The sequence below is a fragment of the Sphingomonas faeni genome, from assembly GCF_030817315.1.
GTDB classification, from domain to species: Bacteria; Pseudomonadota; Alphaproteobacteria; order Sphingomonadales; family Sphingomonadaceae; genus Sphingomonas; species Sphingomonas faeni_C.
The window spans coordinates 3,452,534-3,468,825 of record NZ_JAUSZF010000001.1; the positions used below are offsets into that span (position 1 = coordinate 3,452,534).

Annotated in this window: 10 protein-coding genes; 1 reads left to right on the plus strand and 9 read right to left on the minus strand. The window is 65.7% G+C overall.

Annotation, left to right across the window (positions count from 1 at the left end; all coding sequences use genetic code 11):
* Positions 1 to 121 precede the first annotated feature (121 nt).
* The 8 genes from QFZ54_RS16060 to QFZ54_RS16095 form a co-directional block, all read right to left on the minus strand.
* Positions 122 to 379, minus strand: coding sequence for a hypothetical protein (locus QFZ54_RS16060; RefSeq protein WP_307088753.1), 258 nt, complete (start codon positions 377 to 379; stop codon positions 122 to 124).
* Positions 380 to 655: 276 nt separating this feature from the next.
* A complete protein-coding gene (locus QFZ54_RS16065) occupies positions 656 to 1,939 on the minus strand; it encodes a DEAD/DEAH box helicase (protein ID WP_307088755.1) in 1,284 nt (427 codons plus the stop codon).
* A gap of 219 nt (positions 1,940 to 2,158) precedes the next feature.
* Positions 2,159 to 4,651 (minus strand): glycoside hydrolase family 31 protein, encoded by a 2,493-nt coding sequence (locus tag QFZ54_RS16070; protein ID WP_307088756.1) that lies wholly within the window; start codon positions 4,649 to 4,651, stop codon positions 2,159 to 2,161.
* The gene (locus tag QFZ54_RS16075; RefSeq protein ID WP_307088758.1) at positions 4,648 to 6,180 is read right to left on the minus strand and encodes a tryptophan halogenase family protein; all 1,533 of its coding nucleotides are present in this window, start codon (positions 6,178 to 6,180) and stop codon (positions 4,648 to 4,650) included. The genes QFZ54_RS16070 and QFZ54_RS16075 overlap by 4 nt, the downstream gene beginning before the upstream one ends.
* The gene (locus QFZ54_RS16080; protein WP_307088759.1) at positions 6,177 to 7,790 is read right to left on the minus strand and encodes an alpha-amylase family glycosyl hydrolase; all 1,614 of its coding nucleotides are present in this window, start codon (positions 7,788 to 7,790) and stop codon (positions 6,177 to 6,179) included. The genes QFZ54_RS16075 and QFZ54_RS16080 overlap by 4 nt, the downstream gene beginning before the upstream one ends.
* Positions 7,790 to 9,592, minus strand: a complete 1,803-nt coding sequence (locus QFZ54_RS16085) for an alpha-amylase family glycosyl hydrolase (RefSeq protein WP_307088761.1) — start codon at positions 9,590 to 9,592, stop codon at positions 7,790 to 7,792. The genes QFZ54_RS16080 and QFZ54_RS16085 overlap by 1 nt, the downstream gene beginning before the upstream one ends.
* On the minus strand, positions 9,589 to 11,103 hold the full coding sequence (locus QFZ54_RS16090) for a tryptophan halogenase family protein (protein ID WP_307088763.1): 1,515 nt from the start codon (positions 11,101 to 11,103) through the stop codon (positions 9,589 to 9,591). The genes QFZ54_RS16085 and QFZ54_RS16090 overlap by 4 nt, the downstream gene beginning before the upstream one ends.
* Before the next feature lie 97 nt (positions 11,104 to 11,200).
* Positions 11,201 to 14,182 carry a TonB-dependent receptor gene (locus QFZ54_RS16095; protein ID WP_307088765.1) on the minus strand — a complete coding sequence of 994 codons (2,982 nt, stop codon included), beginning with the start codon at positions 14,180 to 14,182 and terminating at the stop codon, positions 11,201 to 11,203.
* Positions 14,183 to 14,381: 199 nt separating this feature from the next.
* On the opposite strand from QFZ54_RS16095, the gene QFZ54_RS16100 reads away from it, so the two are divergent.
* Entirely contained in the window at positions 14,382 to 15,404 is a 1,023-nt protein-coding gene (locus QFZ54_RS16100) for a LacI family DNA-binding transcriptional regulator (protein ID WP_307088767.1), read from the plus strand.
* A 108-nt stretch (positions 15,405 to 15,512) separates the two neighbouring features.
* Here QFZ54_RS16100 and QFZ54_RS16105 read toward each other — a convergent pair whose 3' ends face one another.
* On the minus strand, positions 15,513 to 16,193 hold the full coding sequence (locus tag QFZ54_RS16105; protein ID WP_307088768.1) for a DUF6445 family protein: 681 nt from the start codon (positions 16,191 to 16,193) through the stop codon (positions 15,513 to 15,515).
* Positions 16,194 to 16,292 lie beyond the last annotated feature (99 nt).

Genomic DNA, 16,292 nt, shown 5'->3' on the forward strand with positions numbered 1-16,292 from the left:
AACAGCTATTCGGTCTGCTAAAGGATAGCCTGATCGCAAACGATCGAACTTACGCGGATTTCGCAACGGAGCGTCAGCCTATAAGCCGTAGGCATGAGTCCGAGAAACCGTATGTTACACGTCAGTCCGTGTCACGGCACCTCCACGCGTCGTCCCGCAGAAACGCCGCCACGTTGTCCCCTAGCGCGGCGGTTGCGTAGCCGCCTTCCATCACGATCACGCTCGGCACGTCCAGCGCCGCCAGTAGGTTGAAATCGTCCCGCTGGAACGCGAAGTGGAAGATTGAATCGTCGGCATGCCATCCGCTCCGGGGCATTTTCTTGTTTGCCGCAGGCACATAGCTCCGCATCGACACCAACTCGCCGCGCAGGTCGATCACCACACTCTCGATGAGTTTTGCTGCACAGCCGTCGCCTCAGATCGGACAGCGACATCGTTCCACCGAAGTATCGACTACCGTCGCTCTCTGCCCGAAGCGTTCCGGTAGAACCAAGCGTAGTAGGTTTCAGTGACCAAACGCCGGCCATAGCCGTCTGTTCGCAACTCGGACAACATAGTCGGCCCGGCATGGACAAGCGTGCGTCCTTTGAAGCAACCAATCGATTGGTCAAACGATAGGATTCGCAAGCAAAGAACCGCGCTCTTTGAAGCCCTGTCAGGCGGCCTTTGCCGCCATGCGCGCAGCGAGCTTTTCTTCTTCGGTCCAGACCTTGCGCTCGCGCGGTGGCTTGGTCGGCTTGACCTGCTTCACCGGACCGCCGCCAAGCACGGGCGCGCGCTTGGTCGAGTGGCGGGCCACTTCGCAATGCCATTCGTGATCGTCCTGAACGGTCAAGGTACGACCGATCTCCCGTTCCACGTCGTGCAGCCAGGCGCGCTGTTCGGCATCGCACAGCGTGATGGCGAAGCCGCTTCGACCGGCCCGGCCGGTGCGGCCGATCCGGTGGACGTAGCTTTCCGGCAGGCTCGGCAGGTCGTGGTTGAACACGTGGGTCACCGTATCGACGTCGATGCCGCGCGCCGCGATGTCGGTCGCGACGAGCACCTGGACGGTACCGGCACGAAATGCGTCGAGCGCACGTTCGCGTTGGCCCTGCGATTTGTTACCGTGCAATGCCTCGGCCGTGATGCCCGCTTCGCCGATAAACGCGCAGACGTCATTGGCGATGTTCTTCTGAAGCGTGAAGACGACCGCCTGCCCCATGTTGGGGGTTTGCAGAAGCGCGAGCAGCGCCGCCTTCTTGTCGGCTGCGTCGAGAAACATCACGGACTGATTGATGCGATCGACGGTAGTCGACGGCGGTGCGATCTCGACCTTTGCCGGGTCGCGTAACAGGCTGTCGGCCAGCGCGGCGATCGACTTCGGCATCGTTGCCGAGAACAACAGCGTGTGGCGATCCCGCGGCAGCGTCGCTACGATGCGCTCGATCGGCTTCGCGAAACCCATGTCGAGCATCTGGTCGGCTTCGTCCAGCACGAGCGCTTCGAGTCGGGAAAGGTCGCACAGACCTTGCTCGATCAGGTCCAGCAGGCGCCCGGGAGCGGCGACGATGATGTCAACGCCACCCTCGAGCGCCTTGACCTGATGGAACTGGCTGACGCCGCCGAAGATCGTCATCACGCTCGGCTTCACATGACGGCCGAAGCTTTCGAAGCCGGCGGCGATCTGCGACACCAATTCGCGCGTCGGCGCCAATACCAGTACGCGGGCGCCACCCTTGGGCGCCGGACGGGGATCGGCGGCCAGACGGTGCAACAATGGCAGTGCGAAGGCTGCCGTCTTGCCGGTGCCGGTCTGCGCCATGCCGAGCATGTCGCGGCCCTCGAGCAGCATCGGGATCGACTGCGCCTGGATCGGAGTCGGGTTGGTATAGCCCTCTTCGGCTAGCGCCTGCAGCAAGAAGGGCGCCAGCGAGAGATCTGCGAATGTCGTGGTCATGGTACGCGGCGCCTCCAGCGCTGAGCTAGGCTGCGCCGGATAGGCTTAGCGTATTGCGAGCGCGCGCTGGTAGGTTTTATGCTGCACTGCGTCAAACGAAAAGCGGGCATCGCCGATACGTCGTTGGACGCAGATTAACGGCGTGCCGTTGCCGCGCCGGTCGATGGTGCCGAGAGGGCAGCGGTGCAAGGCAACGCTGCCCTCTCGGCACCCGTTCGACTATGCCCCCGCCCCCTCCAAAAGAAGCGTGCTGGCAACGCGTGCAGGTGGAACGACGAAGGTCGATGTTGCGGTTGCCTTGTCCTGGACGACGGCGACGCTCTTACCCTTGGATCGTGCGACTCCGGTGCCGTTCCAGCCATGGACGGTGACGGCGATCGACTTCCACCACGGCTTGAAGCCACCCTCGGGCTTGGCAAAGTCGATCGACAGGCCGGTCGGCGTGATCGTGCAGCGCACTGTCTGGCGGAAATAGCCGCGGCGGGTGTACGCCAAGGTGCGGCCGTCATCCTCGTAAAGCGTCCCCGTGCAGTTCGCGCCGGGATAGACATCGAGCCGCAACGGGCCGTTCGGCGTCTCGGTCGTGCTCTGGACCAGCGGCTGGCGGGGCAGGATCGTGCCGGCGCGGACGAACACGGGCAGGTGATCGAGCCGCGGCGTCTCGGTGACGCGGTCGCCGAGCGTGCGCGCGGTCGGCACGGCTTGCGTCGCTGACTGGATCGGGCCGGCGGCGGCGGGCTCGGGCGTGCCGACGCGCTGCCCGGTCCAGTAATCATACCAGCCACCAGCGGGGAGGCAGACGTCGTAGACCTGCGGCGACTCCGGCTTGGGCGGCGGCGCGATCAGCAGCGACTTGCCGAGCGTGAACGCCATCGACTGGTCGCACGATGCGGTCGCGGCGGCCGGGTAATCGTAGAACACAGGGCGCATGATCGGATCGCCGAACCGCGCATTCTGGTCCGCCAGCGCGTAGAAATACGGCATCAGGCGATAGCGCTCCTCGATGAAGCGGCGGCGGATCGCGAGGTGGTCGGGGCCGTCGACCCAGGGTTCGACGCGGGGCGTGCCGGTCGCCGAGTGGTTGCGGAACACCGGCGTGAACGCGCCGATCTCGGTCCAGCGCGTGAGCAGATCGGGGCTCGGGCCGCCCGCGAAGCCGCTGACATCGGCGGCGCTGTAGCCGAAGCCCGACAGGCCGAGGTTGATGATCTGCTGCACCGACAGCTTTAGGTGATCCCAGGTCGCGCTGTTGTCGCCGGTCCAGGTGACCGCATAACGCTGTCCGCCGGCATAGCTCGCACGCGTCATCACGAACGGACGCTCGTCGGGACGCAGTTTGAGCAGGCCGTCGAACGTCGCGCGCGTGTTGAGCATGCCGTAGACGTTGTGCGCCTCGCGGTGATCGGTGATGCGCGCGGCGAAATCGTCGCTGTCGATACGGTGGCGGGTGTCGAGCGGCATCGTCTTGGTCGGCGTCTCGAAGATCGCCGGCTCGTTCATGTCGTTCCAGAAGCCTGCGATCCCGGCGTCGAGGAAGCCCTTATACTGCTCGCCCCACCACGTCCTTGCGGCGGTCTTGGTGAAGTCCGGGAACACCGACCGGCCTGGCCAGACCGGCGCGACATAGGGGCTGCCATCGGCGTTCTTGATGAACGCGTCGGCCTTCATCCCGCTCTGGTACGGCGCATAGCCCTGCTCGACCGCGGCGATGTGGAGGTCGGTGATCGCGACCAGCTTGATCCCGTCCGCCTTCATCTCGGTGGCGAGCTTGGGGAGGTCGGGGAAGGTTTTGGCGTCGGTGGTGAACGGGCGGTTGCGATCCTGATAGCCGATGTCGAGCCAGATCACGTCGGTCGGTACGCGGTCGCTGCGCAGGCGCGCGGCGATCTGGCGAACCTCGTCGGCGCTGCCATAGCTGTAGCGCGACTGCTGATAGCCGAGCGCCCATTTCGGTGCGAGCGGGGCGTGGCCGGTCAGGTCGGCATAACGCCGCGTGACCTCGGCCATCGATGGCCCGGCGATGAAGTAATAGTCGATCGGGCCGTCGGGGCCGCCGAACGAGAGCGTCTCGGCATCGCGGTGGCCGAAGTCGAACCAGGTGCGGTAGGTGTTGTCGAGCAGGATGCCGTAGCTGCCGCCCGCGCCGCCGGTGCCGATGAAGAAGGGTATCGACTTGTAGATCGGATCGTCCGCGCTGCTGAACCCGAACGCGTCGGTGTTCCAGTCGACGAAACCGTGGCCGCGCCGGTCGAGGCCCTGCGTCTTGTCGCCCAGGCCGTAGAAATGCTCCGAGATCGGCAGCGTCTTCGAGATCGCGAACGCCTTGCCGTCGGTCGCGACTGGGGCGGCGTCTGCGGAGATGATCTTGCCGTCGAGCGTCTCGAACGTGATCGCGCCGCCGGCACCGACGCGTACGCGGACGCTGGCGGTGGCGAAGCCGTCGGGGGCGGCGGCCACGGCGATCTTCTGGTGGCGGATCGCGGCGGGGACGGCCCAGCTGGCGTCCTCCGGGAACACGCCGTTCTTCGCGACGCGGACGCGCACGAGTCCGTCGGTCATCGCGGTGATCCGCGTAACCGTCGTCCCGACCTGGACCTCGACGCCGTCGCGGCTCGGGATCAGCTTGGGCGCTGCGACGACGCTAGTCTGGGCCTGGACGGGCGTGCTGCAGATGGCGGCGGTGGCGGCGAGCAGGAGGGCGATGCGTTTCATACGTGATCCTTGTGGTCCGCCAGGCGGCGGAGGCGAGAGGCGTGCGACCCGAAATTCAATGCGCAGCGGGTCAGGAAATCGTCGATCCGCGGCATATCGACCGGATCGATATCGGGACCGGGCGGGGTGAGCCGCGCGGTGTCGGGAAAGGTGCCGTAACCGGCGAACAGGCAGTGCCAGCTGATCGCGGAATAATAGCGCGCGAGCCCGGCGCGATCGATTGCCGCGACCATGTCGGCGCCGGTGAACCAGGTGGACATCAGCATCTTCAGGTCGTCGGACAGGGCGTCCACGCCGCGCGCTTCCGCCCAATAGCCGGTGGGATCGTCGTGGCGCTGGTTCAGGCGGTAGTGCGCGACGATGTAATCGCGGACGCCATCGTAGCGCGCGGCGATCCGGGTGTTGAACGCGGTGCGGACCGCGTCGGTCGCGCCGCCCTGATCGACCATGTCGAGGAACGCCTCGACGGTGGCGATGACGAGGTGCAGCGCGGTTGCTTCGAGCGGTTCGATGAAGCCTTGGGCCAGCCCTACCGCGAGCGCGTTATGCGACCAGCTGTCGCGGACGCGGCCGACGCGCATCTTGAGATGGCGCGCTTCGCCGGTCTCGACGCCGATATGTGCGCGGAGTTCTGCTTCGGCCTGCGCTTCGGTCAGGTGGCGGCTGGAATAGACGTAGCCGTTGCCGTTTCGACTGGTCAGCGGGATGTGCCACGCCCAGCCCGCCGACAGCGCGGTCGCACGGGTCTGGCTGGGGATCGGCGCGCCGGGGGCGTGCGCGGTCGGCATCACCACCGCGCGGTCGTTGAACAGCGCGTCGGCGTAGCTGACGAAGGGCATTTCCAGCGCGCCGAAGATCGTGCTGCGAAACCCGCTGGCGTCGACGAAGATGTCGCCTGCGATGCGCTCGCCATCGGTATCGATCAGCGCGGCGATGTCGCCGTTCGGGGCGCGCTCGACGCTGGCGATCCGCCGTTGGAGGTGGACGACGCCAAGCGCTTTGGTCGCGTGCTTGGCTAAGAAAGCCCCGACTTTGTACGCATCGAAATGATAGCCGTAGCTGACCTCGAACGGGAAGTTGGCGGCAGGTTGCGGCGCGCAGTTCGCGGCGGCGAGGCGAGCGGGGAGCAGGAACTGGTCGGGGTGCGCCTCGACGTCGCGTCCTGTTCGTCTTGCCCGCGTGTTGTAGAAGAATTGCGGCGCGGTGTGGCCGTCGAGCGCGGTGGGGAAGGGGTGGAAATAACGCTCGTACCCGGCACGGTCGGACCAGCCCTCGAAGCCGATCCCGAGCTTGTAGGTCGCATCGCATGCGGGCATCCAGTCGGCTTCGGCGATGCCGAGCGTGTCGAAGAAGTGCTTTAACTGCGGCGTCGATCCTTCGCCGACGCCGACGATGCCGATCTCCGGGCTTTCGACCAGCGTGACGCGAACGCCGCGCGCGCGCCAGCGATGCGCGACCAGGCACGCGGTCATCCACCCGGCGGTGCCGCCGCCGAGGATGACGATGTGCTGGCCGCGCCCGTCGATCACCGCCGCAGCACCAGCCCGGACAGCGGCGGCAGCGTCGTCGTGTCGGCGCCATCGGTCGCAAACAGCATGTCGCCGTCGGTGGCAATGCCGGTTGGCCAGCCGCGCGGTTCGTCGCCGAGGTTGAACGCGCAGAGCAGCGTCTCGTTGTCAGCCTCGCGCTCGAAAGCGATCACTGCATCGTCGCTGTGGACGATCCGAAGGCTGCCCAGCCGCAACGCCGGATGCGCCTTCCGTGCGGCGATCAGCGTCCTTGTCCAGTGCAGGAGCGACGTCGCATCCGCTTCCTGCGCGTCGACCGCGATCGCGCGGTGGTCCTCCCCGAACGGCAGCCACGGCTGGGTGCTGCCGAACCCGAGATCGGGCGCCGTGCCGATCCACGGCATTGGGGTGCGGGCGCCGTCTCGGGACAGCGTCAACGGCCAGTTCGCGATCGCCTCGGGATCGAGCAGGTCGGCGAAGGCGATGTCGACTTGCGTCAGCCCCAGCTCTTCGCCCTGATACAGGAAGATGTTGCCGCGCAGTGCGACGAGCAGCAGGATCTTCATCCGCGCGAACGCCTCGCGCTGGTCGGGCGTCGTCCAGCGCGAGATCGCGCGTGGCGCGTCGTGGTTCTCGAACGCCCAGCTCGGCCAGCCGAGACCCGGGGTATCGGGCCAGTTGCCGACCGCATCGACGATCAAGTCGGGCGTCAGCCGGTCCGCGTACAGGAAGTCGAAGCCGTACGCGCTGTTGAGCCGGCCATTGCCGCCGGTGAACAGCTTCATCTCGCGGTCGCTGTCGTCGCCGCCGACTTCGGCGACCGTGAACCCCGCGCCATATTCGTCGAGCAACGCGCGGATCCGCTCGATGAACCCGACGATGTCCGGATGGCTCTGGTTGTGCAGCTTAAGCTGGAAATCGAACGACCGCGTGCGTGCGCGATTGGTCGCTGGCGCGGGCGGATTGTCGGTCAGCGCCGGGTCGTGCATCGCGAAGTTTATCGCATCGAGGCGGAAGCCGTCGACGCCGCGATCGAGCCAGAACCGCGCCGTCGCGATCAGCTCGTCCTGCACCGCGGGATTATGCCCGTTGAGTTGCGGCTGGTCCTTCAGGAAATTGTGCATGTAATATTGGCCGCGTCGCGCGTCCCAGGTCCAGGCTGGGCCGCCGAACACCGACTGCCAGTTCGACGGCGGCGTGCCGTCGGGCTTGGCATCCGCCCAGACGTACCAGTCCGCCTTGTCGCCGCTGCGCGACGCACGGCTCTGGCGGAACCAGTCATGCTCCTCCGAGGTGTGCGAATAGACCTGATCGATGATGATCTTGAGCCCGAGCGTATGCGCGCGCGCGATCAGCGCATCGAAATCGGCGAGCGTGCCGAAGATCGGATCGACGTCGCGGTAATCCGACACGTCGTAGCCGAAGTCCGCCATCGGCGAGGTGAAGAACGGCGACAGCCACACCGCGTCGACGCCGAGGCTGGCGACATAATCGAGATGCGCGGTGATACCCGGCAGGTCGCCGATCCCGTCGTCGTTCGAGTCCGCGAAACTACGGGGATAGATCTGATAGATCGTCGCGCCCTTCCACCACGGGTGGTCGGCAGCGGACTCAGGCAATCGTGCAGGCATCAACGAGTCTCCGCGGCGCAGACGGCATAGCCGAACGCGGGCAGGGTTAGGGTTACACTGCCGGGGGCGGCAGCGCGGGACGCACATTTCTCGGCGAGCGTAGCGAAGCGCGTGGAGCCGATCTCGACCTGCACCGCCTGCGTCAGCGGCTTGGCGGAGGTGTTGAACGCCATCAGGATTTCCGCGCCGGTCGACGGATCGAAGCGCGAAACCGCGAGCAGGCCCGGTGTCTCGCTACGGCTACGGATCACCGTCCGGCCACGCGTGAGCGCCGGATGCGCGACGCGGATCTTCGACAGTTCGGCGATCTGGCGGAACAGCGGATTGGTCTCGCCAAAGCTCTCGGTCGCGGTCGTCTTGGTCGTGCCGAGCAGGCGGTTGTCGTTGTAGATCGCGACCTTCGACGCGAACATGTCCTCGCGCGCGTCCTGATCGTTGCCGTCGCCGACAAAGCCCTGTTCGTCGCCCGAATAGATCGTCGGCACGCCGCGCAGCGTCAGCAGCATCGCGTTCGACAGCAGGACGCGCTTCAGCACTTCCTCGTCGGATGCCTGCGGGAACGCTTTCCGCACGTAGGTGGCGAAGCGGCCGTCGTCGTGGTTGCCGGTGAAGGTCGGCAGGATCGCCGCGGTGTCGACGCCCTTCGCATACAGCACGTCGCCGTCGAACAAAGCCTCGAACGCATCGGTACCGCGCGTGCCGGCGACCGTCTCGACCACCGCCTGGCGGAACGCGAAGTCGAGCACTGCGGGCAGCTTGTCGACGACCGTGTGCTGCGCGAGCACCGCCGGACGGACCTCGTGATCGGAGACTTCGCCGAAGATGTGGAAGTTCGGGATGCCGTTCGCCTGCGCGCGCGTCAGCATCGCCGGCACGAACTGCGCCCAGAATTCGGGGTTCACGTGACGCGCGGTGTCGATGCGGAAGCCGTCGACCTTGAACCGGTCGATCCATGATCCGAAGATGTCGATCATCCCGCTCACGACGCGCGGGTTCTCCGTCATCACGTCGTCGAGCCCCGAGAAATCGCCCATCGTCGAGCTCTCGTTCATGAACGTGGTGTCGCCGCGATTATGGTAATAGATCGGGTCGTTGAGCCACGCTGGCACCTTCACGGTCCGCTCGGCAGCGGGCACGTACGGCGTGTAGGCATAGGTCGTGTCGGTCAGCTTGGCGAAGTTCGCCGTGGTCCGCACGTCGTCGCCGACGAACCCGCCATTGATCGCCTTCCCGCCGACGCCGCCCTTGCGCTGGTACGGATAGGTCGCGCGGTCGCGGTACGGGCAGGGCATGCCGACCGCGCATTCGCGGTACTGGATCACGTCCGCGGTGTGGTTGATGATGATGTCCATATACACCTTCATCCCGCGCGCGTGCGCCGCATCGACGAAGGCGGTCATGTCGGCATTGGTGCCGAGATGCGGGTCGACCTGCGTGAAGTCGGTGATCCAGTAACCGTGATAGCCCGCGGACTCGCGGCCCGGCGAACCCTGCACCGCTTTGTTCTTGAAGATCGGCCCGAGCCAGATCGCGGTCGCGCCGAGATGCTGGATATAGTCGAGCCGCTTGGTCAGGCCCTTCAGATCGCCGCCGTGATAGAAGCCCTTGGCGGTTGGGTCATAACCGGTCTTGAGGCGATCGCCGGCGATCCCGCCGCGATCGTTCGACGGGTCGGCATTCTCGAACCGGTCGGGCAGCACGAAATAGATCACCTCGTCCTGCGGCGCACGCGCGCGGTAGTCGGCGGGCGGCACGGCGGCCGCGCCGGACAGCGCGAGTAGGATGGCGGCGGCGATGCTCATGCGCCGAGCCCTGCCGGTGCCGCGCAATGCTGTGCGACGAACGCCGCGTGATCCTGCATCTGGCCCGCCTCGCGCGCGTTGAGCTTGTCGATCGTGTCCATGAATTCCCCCAGGTCGCTCGTCGATATCGCGTCCGCCAATGGATGGTGGCCCGCCGGTATGATGCCTTGTCCCGCCAGCACCTGAAGCCAGCCGACTTCGGTGAACAGCTCCTCATGCTCGCGGACGATGTGGCCGTTGCCGCGCCAAAGTTCGATCTTCGCGGCGAGCGTGTCGGGCACGGCCATGTCGCGGCACTGGCGCCAGAACGGCGTGTCGTCGCGCGTTGTCGCCTTGTAGTGGAGGATGATGAAGTCGCGGATGCGCTCGTATTCGAAGTCGCTCTGGCGGTTGAACTCGCTACGATCGGCGTCGGCGATGACGCGGCCAGGCAAGAGCTTGAGCAGGCGCGAGATCGCCGACTGGATCAGGTGGATGCTGGTGGATTCGAGCGGTTCCATGAACCCGGCAGCGAGCCCGATCGCGACGACGTTGCGGTTCCACATCCGCTTGCGGCGGCCGGTGCGGAACGCGATCGTCCGCGGGTCCGCCATCGCCGAGGTGTCGAGTCCGCTGAGCAACGTCGCGGTCGCCTCGTCCTCGCTGATGTGCGCGCTGGAGAAGACGACGCCGTTGCCGGTCCGGTGCTGCAACGGGATCCGCCACTGCCAGCCGGCGGCGTGTGCGGTCGAGCGCGTGTACGGCGTGAACTTTTCGCTCCGCGCCGATGGCACCGCAATGGCACGGTCGCACGGCAGCCAGTGCGTCCAGTCCTCGTAGCCGGTGCCCAGCGCCTCCTCGATCAGCAGCCCGCGAAAGCCGGTGCAGTCGATATACAAGTCGGCGGCGACGGTCGTACCGTTATCCAGCACGAGTCCGGAGACATCGCCGCTCTCGCCATCGCGGGTGACGCGGACGATCTTGCCCTCGATCCGATTGACGCCGCGGGTCTCGGAATAGCGCCGCAGGTAGCGCGCATAGAGTCCCGCATCGAAATGATAGGCGTACGGCATCGACGGCAGCGTCCGCGCGGTACGAGCTGGCCCCCGCTGCATCCGCTCGGCGAGCGCCGCGTGCGTATTCAACGAATAGGCGCCCAGATCGCCGGCGAGCCCGAGCGACCGCGCGCGCAGCCAATATTGGTGGAACGGCAACAGGCCGACGTCACGCCCGACATCGCCGAACGCGTGCATGTAGCGATGGCCCGGCTTGAACCAGTCGACGAACTCGATCCCGAGCTTGAACGTGCCCCCGGTCGCGCGGAGGAACGCGTCCTCGTCGAGACCGAGCGCATCGTTGAACAGATGGATCTGCGGAATCGTCGCCTCGCCGACGCCGACGGTACCGATGTCGTCGGACTCGATCAGGTCGATCTCGTACCCCGTCTCCAGGAACCGCGCGAAGGTTGCCGCCGCCATCCAGCCGGCGGTACCGCCACCGGCGATCACGATACGCAAAGGGTGATTGGCCATGGTTTACGTCCCCGCTTCGAAACCGTCAGGTGCCGCCACTGCGGAGCAAATACGGGGCGGCGTGAACCGCCCCGCCATCGACATCAGAACTTGCCCGTTAGAACTTGTACGTGATGCCGACATAGTAGTCGCGACCATAGCGCTGGTAGTCGATCACCTGGCGCTGGTCGCCGTTCTGGTAGGTCACAAACGGCCGGTCGGTCAGGTTCTTCGCCTGCGCCAGGATCGCGAAGTTCGCGAGCGGGCCGCTCTGGAACTCATACCCGATCTGCGCATCCAGGATCCCTTCCGACCGCGCGGTGCGATACGTCGGGGTAGCCGACAGACCGGCGACTTCGGCAAGGAAGCTCGAGCGGTAGCGATAATTCGCGCGCGCCTGGAAGCCCCATTTTTCGAAATAGATCGTGCCGCTGCCGGTCCACTTGGACAGGCCTGGCAGGGTGATCGCCTCGGTCGGATTGCTGCCGTACTTGATCGTCGACTGCGTATAGTTGCCGCTCGCGAACATGCCGAACCCGTCGAGCGCGGAGGTGATCGCCTTGAACGGCAGCGACAGCGTGCCTTCGACGCCCAGCACTTCGCCGCGGCCGGTATTGTCGGGCAACGAGACGTTGCCGATGGTCTGGCCCGCCGCGATTACCTGCGCCTGCTGCGCCGGAGTCAGCGCCGGCAACAGTGCCGAGAAGTCGTAGGGCAGCGAGTTGTTCGGATCGACGAAGTCGGTGAGGTGCTTGAAATACCCCGACAGCGCGACATAGCCGCCACCGCTGAAATACTTCTCGAACGACAGGTCGATGTTGGTCGACTGATAGGGCTTCAGATTGACGTTGCCGCCGGTCGACGTGAACACCGGGAACAGGCCGGCAGGCGTCTGGCCGATGTTGGTTAGGTTGATGGCGACGTCCTGCGTGATGCGTTCCTGGTCGAGGCGCGGGCGCACCATCGTCTGCGATGCGCCGACCTTGACGAAGCCCAGCGGGATCAGCTCGACCGACATCGTCGCGGACGGCAGGAAGTTGGTGTATTTCACCGACTCCTTCACCGGTGCGATCGTCACCGCGCCACCGACGACGCTGGCGATCTGGCCGGTCGAGCTCTGGTCCGAATGCACCACCTGTGCGCCGATCGAGCCCTTCAACGGCTTGTCGCCGACCAGTCCGTCGATCGTGACCTTGGCATAGCCGGTCCAGATCTTTTCGAGCACGACATTGTCGCGGACCAGGGAGGACGGACGGCCGTCGAACGCTGCATTCAGCGAATTATTGTAGAGATACAGCGGGTCGAGCGTCAGCATCTGCGGGATGCCAAGATAACCGAGTGCGACGTTCGAGCCGAGCAGCGCTTCGCTCGGCACGTTGCCGCTCAGCGGCGAACCGCTTGCCTCGGTGCAGTTTGTGCCGCCGCCGGTCGGGCAGAGGAAATAGGAGGTGTACGCGCTGGTCTTCTCGCGCTGGCTGTAATTGCCGCCCGCTTCCCAGCCCTTGAGCACGCTGTTCGAGAACTCGCCGTTGAGGCTGGCGCGGAGCGACTTCAGATCGTCCTTGAAGCTCGGCCGGTTGAGGAAGCCCGACTGGACGACCTGCTGCGTGCCGTTGTTGCCCCAACCCTGCGGGTCGGTCAGCTTGAAGACGTTGGTGTCCGTGTAATCGAGCGTCGGCGAGAAGGTGTAGGTGCCGTTGCCGTTCTGCTTCACGGTGACGGTATCCGCCGCGCCGCTCTTGGCGAAGCCGGTGCCGGTGTTGGTCTCGAGCAGGAAGTCGGTGCGATCCGCACGGCTCCAGCTCGCGTCGACGTTCAGGTGGATCGTGTCGGTCAGCTTCAGGTCGTTGTTCCAGCCGAACGAGTAATTGTCCGCCTTGCGCTGATTGTAGTCGTTGCGCTGTACCGCGAAGACGTTGCTGAACGTCGCGCCGGTCGCGAAGCCGTTGGCGACGGTCACGCCGGAAACGGTCGTGCCGCCGGGCGCGGTCGGGGTCGTCAACTGACCAGCCAGCGGAAATTCGATGCCGCGCAGGATCTGCGTTTCCTCGAAGTGCGAATACAGCGCGTCGAACGTCGAATGAAAGCTGTCGGACGGCTGCCACTCGATCGTCGCGACGCCGCCGTAGCGCTTCAGTTCGTTCGACTGGACATAGGGCTTGGCGCCGTTGACCAGGAACGGGTCGGCCGCGGTGCCGGTGCCGCTATAGCCCCAGGCGTTGTAGCGCTCGTTCTGCGACGGCGTCTGCGTCGCGGACACGCCGATCGCGATGCCGAGCGTGTCGTTGGCGAACTTGTCGACATAGGTCGCCGACGCACGATAGCCGTAGCGCGTGCCGTCGGGGTTGAGCTTGTCGATGCCGTTCATCTGGCCGCGCGCGCTGATCGCGACGATCCGGTTGGGCTGGTCGAGCGGACGCAGCATCCGCAAATCGACCGTGCCGGCGATACCGGCGGCGATCAGCGATGCGTCGGCCGACTTGTAGACGTTGACGGTCTTGAAAAATTCCGACGGATATTGGTCGAACTCGACGCCGCGGTTGTCGCCGGTCGTCACCTGTTCGCGGCCGTTGAGCAGCGTGGTCGAGAAATCGGGGCCGAGACCGCGGATCGACAGGCGCTGGTCGCGGCCTTCGAGGCGCTGTGCGGTGACGCCCGGGAGGCGGGCAAGCGAATCCGCGATCGATACGTCGGGCAGCTTGCCGATGTCCTCGGCGGAGACCGAGTCGACGATCAGGACCGACTGGCGCTTGATCTTGGCGGAAGATTCCAGGCCGGCGCGGATGCCGGTGACGACGATCTCGTCCCCGCCCGCCTCATTCCCGCCCGCCTCATTCCCGCCTGCGGCATCGTCCTGCGATGCGGTGGGCGCGGCATCGGCGGGCTGTGGCGTTGGTGCCGCGACGGTCGGGACCGCATCGATCTGCGCTGGCGCGGTCGGATTTGCGTTCGGCGTGCCGGGGATCGCCTGCGCGAACACGGCCTGTCCGGGCAGGATCAGCGCGGCGGCCAGTGCGGTCGCGCTGACGCGGAGCGCGAGGCGGCTGTGCGCGGAAACGCGGGTCGTGGCGCGCGCGCGGCACGGTGCAAAATTGCTCATGAATACCCCTTTGGCGGGAATGATCCCGCGCATCCTCAATGACTTGTGTCGGTAGCCTCGACGTCGTGCTTTCGCGTCGATTGTCGCAAGACGGCTATATTTCGGGTCGGGGCGTTGCAAAAGGGACGGGCATACGTATTCACTGGTTCATGCAGTCCCTGTCTCTTTTGGACCACTTTCGCCCGACAAGGCTCCGATAATGGGCCGCCGACCGACCTCGTTCGACATCGCGCAATTGGCGGGTGTGTCGCAGCCGACCGTGTCGCGTGCGCTCCGCGGATCGAAGTCGGTCAACGCCCAGACCCGGCAGCGGATCGAGGCGATCGCGCAAAGCCTGCATTATGCCGTCGACAAGCACGCGTCGTCGTTGCGGAGCCAATCGGCGAACACGCTGGCGCTCCTGTTCTTCGAGGAACCAGCCGAAGACGAGTCGACGATCAACCCGTTTTTCCTCTCGATGCTGGGGTCGATCACGCACGCCTGTGCCCGCGCCGGCTACGATCTGCTGATCTCGTTCCAGCAATTGTCGGGCGACTGGCACGTCGATTACCAGGACAGCCGCAAGGCCGACGGTATCATCCTGCTCGGCTACGGGGATTACGAAGCCTACCGCGCCCGGCTCGATCACCTGACGGAACAGGGGACCAAGGTCGTCCGCTGGGGCGCGGTCGGAACGGGGCCGGCGGGGATCACGGTCGGCTCGGACAATCGCGGCGGTGGTGAAGCGGCGACCGCCCACCTGATCGCCCGCGGCCGGCGGCGGATCGCGTTCCTCGGCGCGGCGGATGGACGGTATCCCGAACTCGAAGATCGCTATCGCGGGTATCTGGACGCGCTCGCCGCCGCCGGAATCGAAGCGGACGTGGCGTTGCAGGTCGACGCGATCACCACCGAAGATGCCGGACAGGATGCCATTGCCGAACTCGCGCGTCGCGGTGCGGACTACGACGCGATTTTCGCGGCAAGCGACAGCATTGCGATCGGCGCGATGCGCGCGCTGGCGACCGCGGGGCGATCGATCCCGGACGACGTCGCGATCGTGGGCTTCGACGATATCGCCTCGGCGCAACTGACCAACCCACCGCTGACGACAGTCGCACAGGACGCGCGTCGGGCAGGGGAGGCATTGGTACGGACCCTGCTAGCAAAACTTCGCGGCGAAGTGTCCAACGACGCCCCGCTGCCGACGCATCTGGTGGTGCGCGCGAGCAGTGGTGCGTAACCCAGGACTTCATCTCCCCCTCTTGCGTTAGAAGAGAGTCCACAATCCCGTCATCCTGACGAAAGTCAGGATCCAGAGCCATAAGGCCCTGTCCGTCATGACTCTGGATCAGTCGTCGAACAGGAACAGGTTCAGCGTCAGCCGCCCGGCTAGCGGATCAGCGTTGAGGACCACTTCAGGCGGCAGATAGGCGCAGTGCAGCGTATTCCCCGCATAGATGAGCGCGCGGTTGAAGCGCGCCGGCTGCACCGCGATGCACTCGTACAATGGCGTATCCCCAGCGATATACTCCGCGTCCGGCACGCCATGCGCTTGCACATCATGCTCCAGTTCCGTCCTGAACCGATCCAGCCGCCCCGCATCGACACTCTCGAACCCGGTCGCGCGCTGCCGGTAGAAGGCGGTGCCGCCTTGCTCCCCGTGGCCCAGAAACAGCAACACCGCGATCCGCCGCGACTCCACACCGTCGAAATGTGGCAGCCGCTGGATCGGTGCCAGATCGGCAGGCGCCGTAGTGACGAGCGAGTAATAGGCCTCCGACACCGCAGGCACCGGATCGAGGCCGAAATGCTCCGCGAGCAACGGTGCGATCCGGCGGCGCATCGTCTCGGCCAGGCGCGGCGGTACTTCGGCGCGGACACCTGGATAATGTGGCCCGATCGCCGTCATGCGCAGGCTCGCCGCATCCTCGCGCAGCGCATCCGGATCGGGCCAGAAATCGTCGATCGCGATCAACGGCCGTCGCTCGCTGCCCTGGTGGTGAAGAATGGCTCTCGTCGTGTCGATCATCGCTTCCGGTCATGCCGTGGCGGCAAGGCCCTGCGCAAGGTATTCGTATGCATGGTTGTTTTGCCGGTCGCTTGACGGCAAGCCGCCTCGTCAGGACCG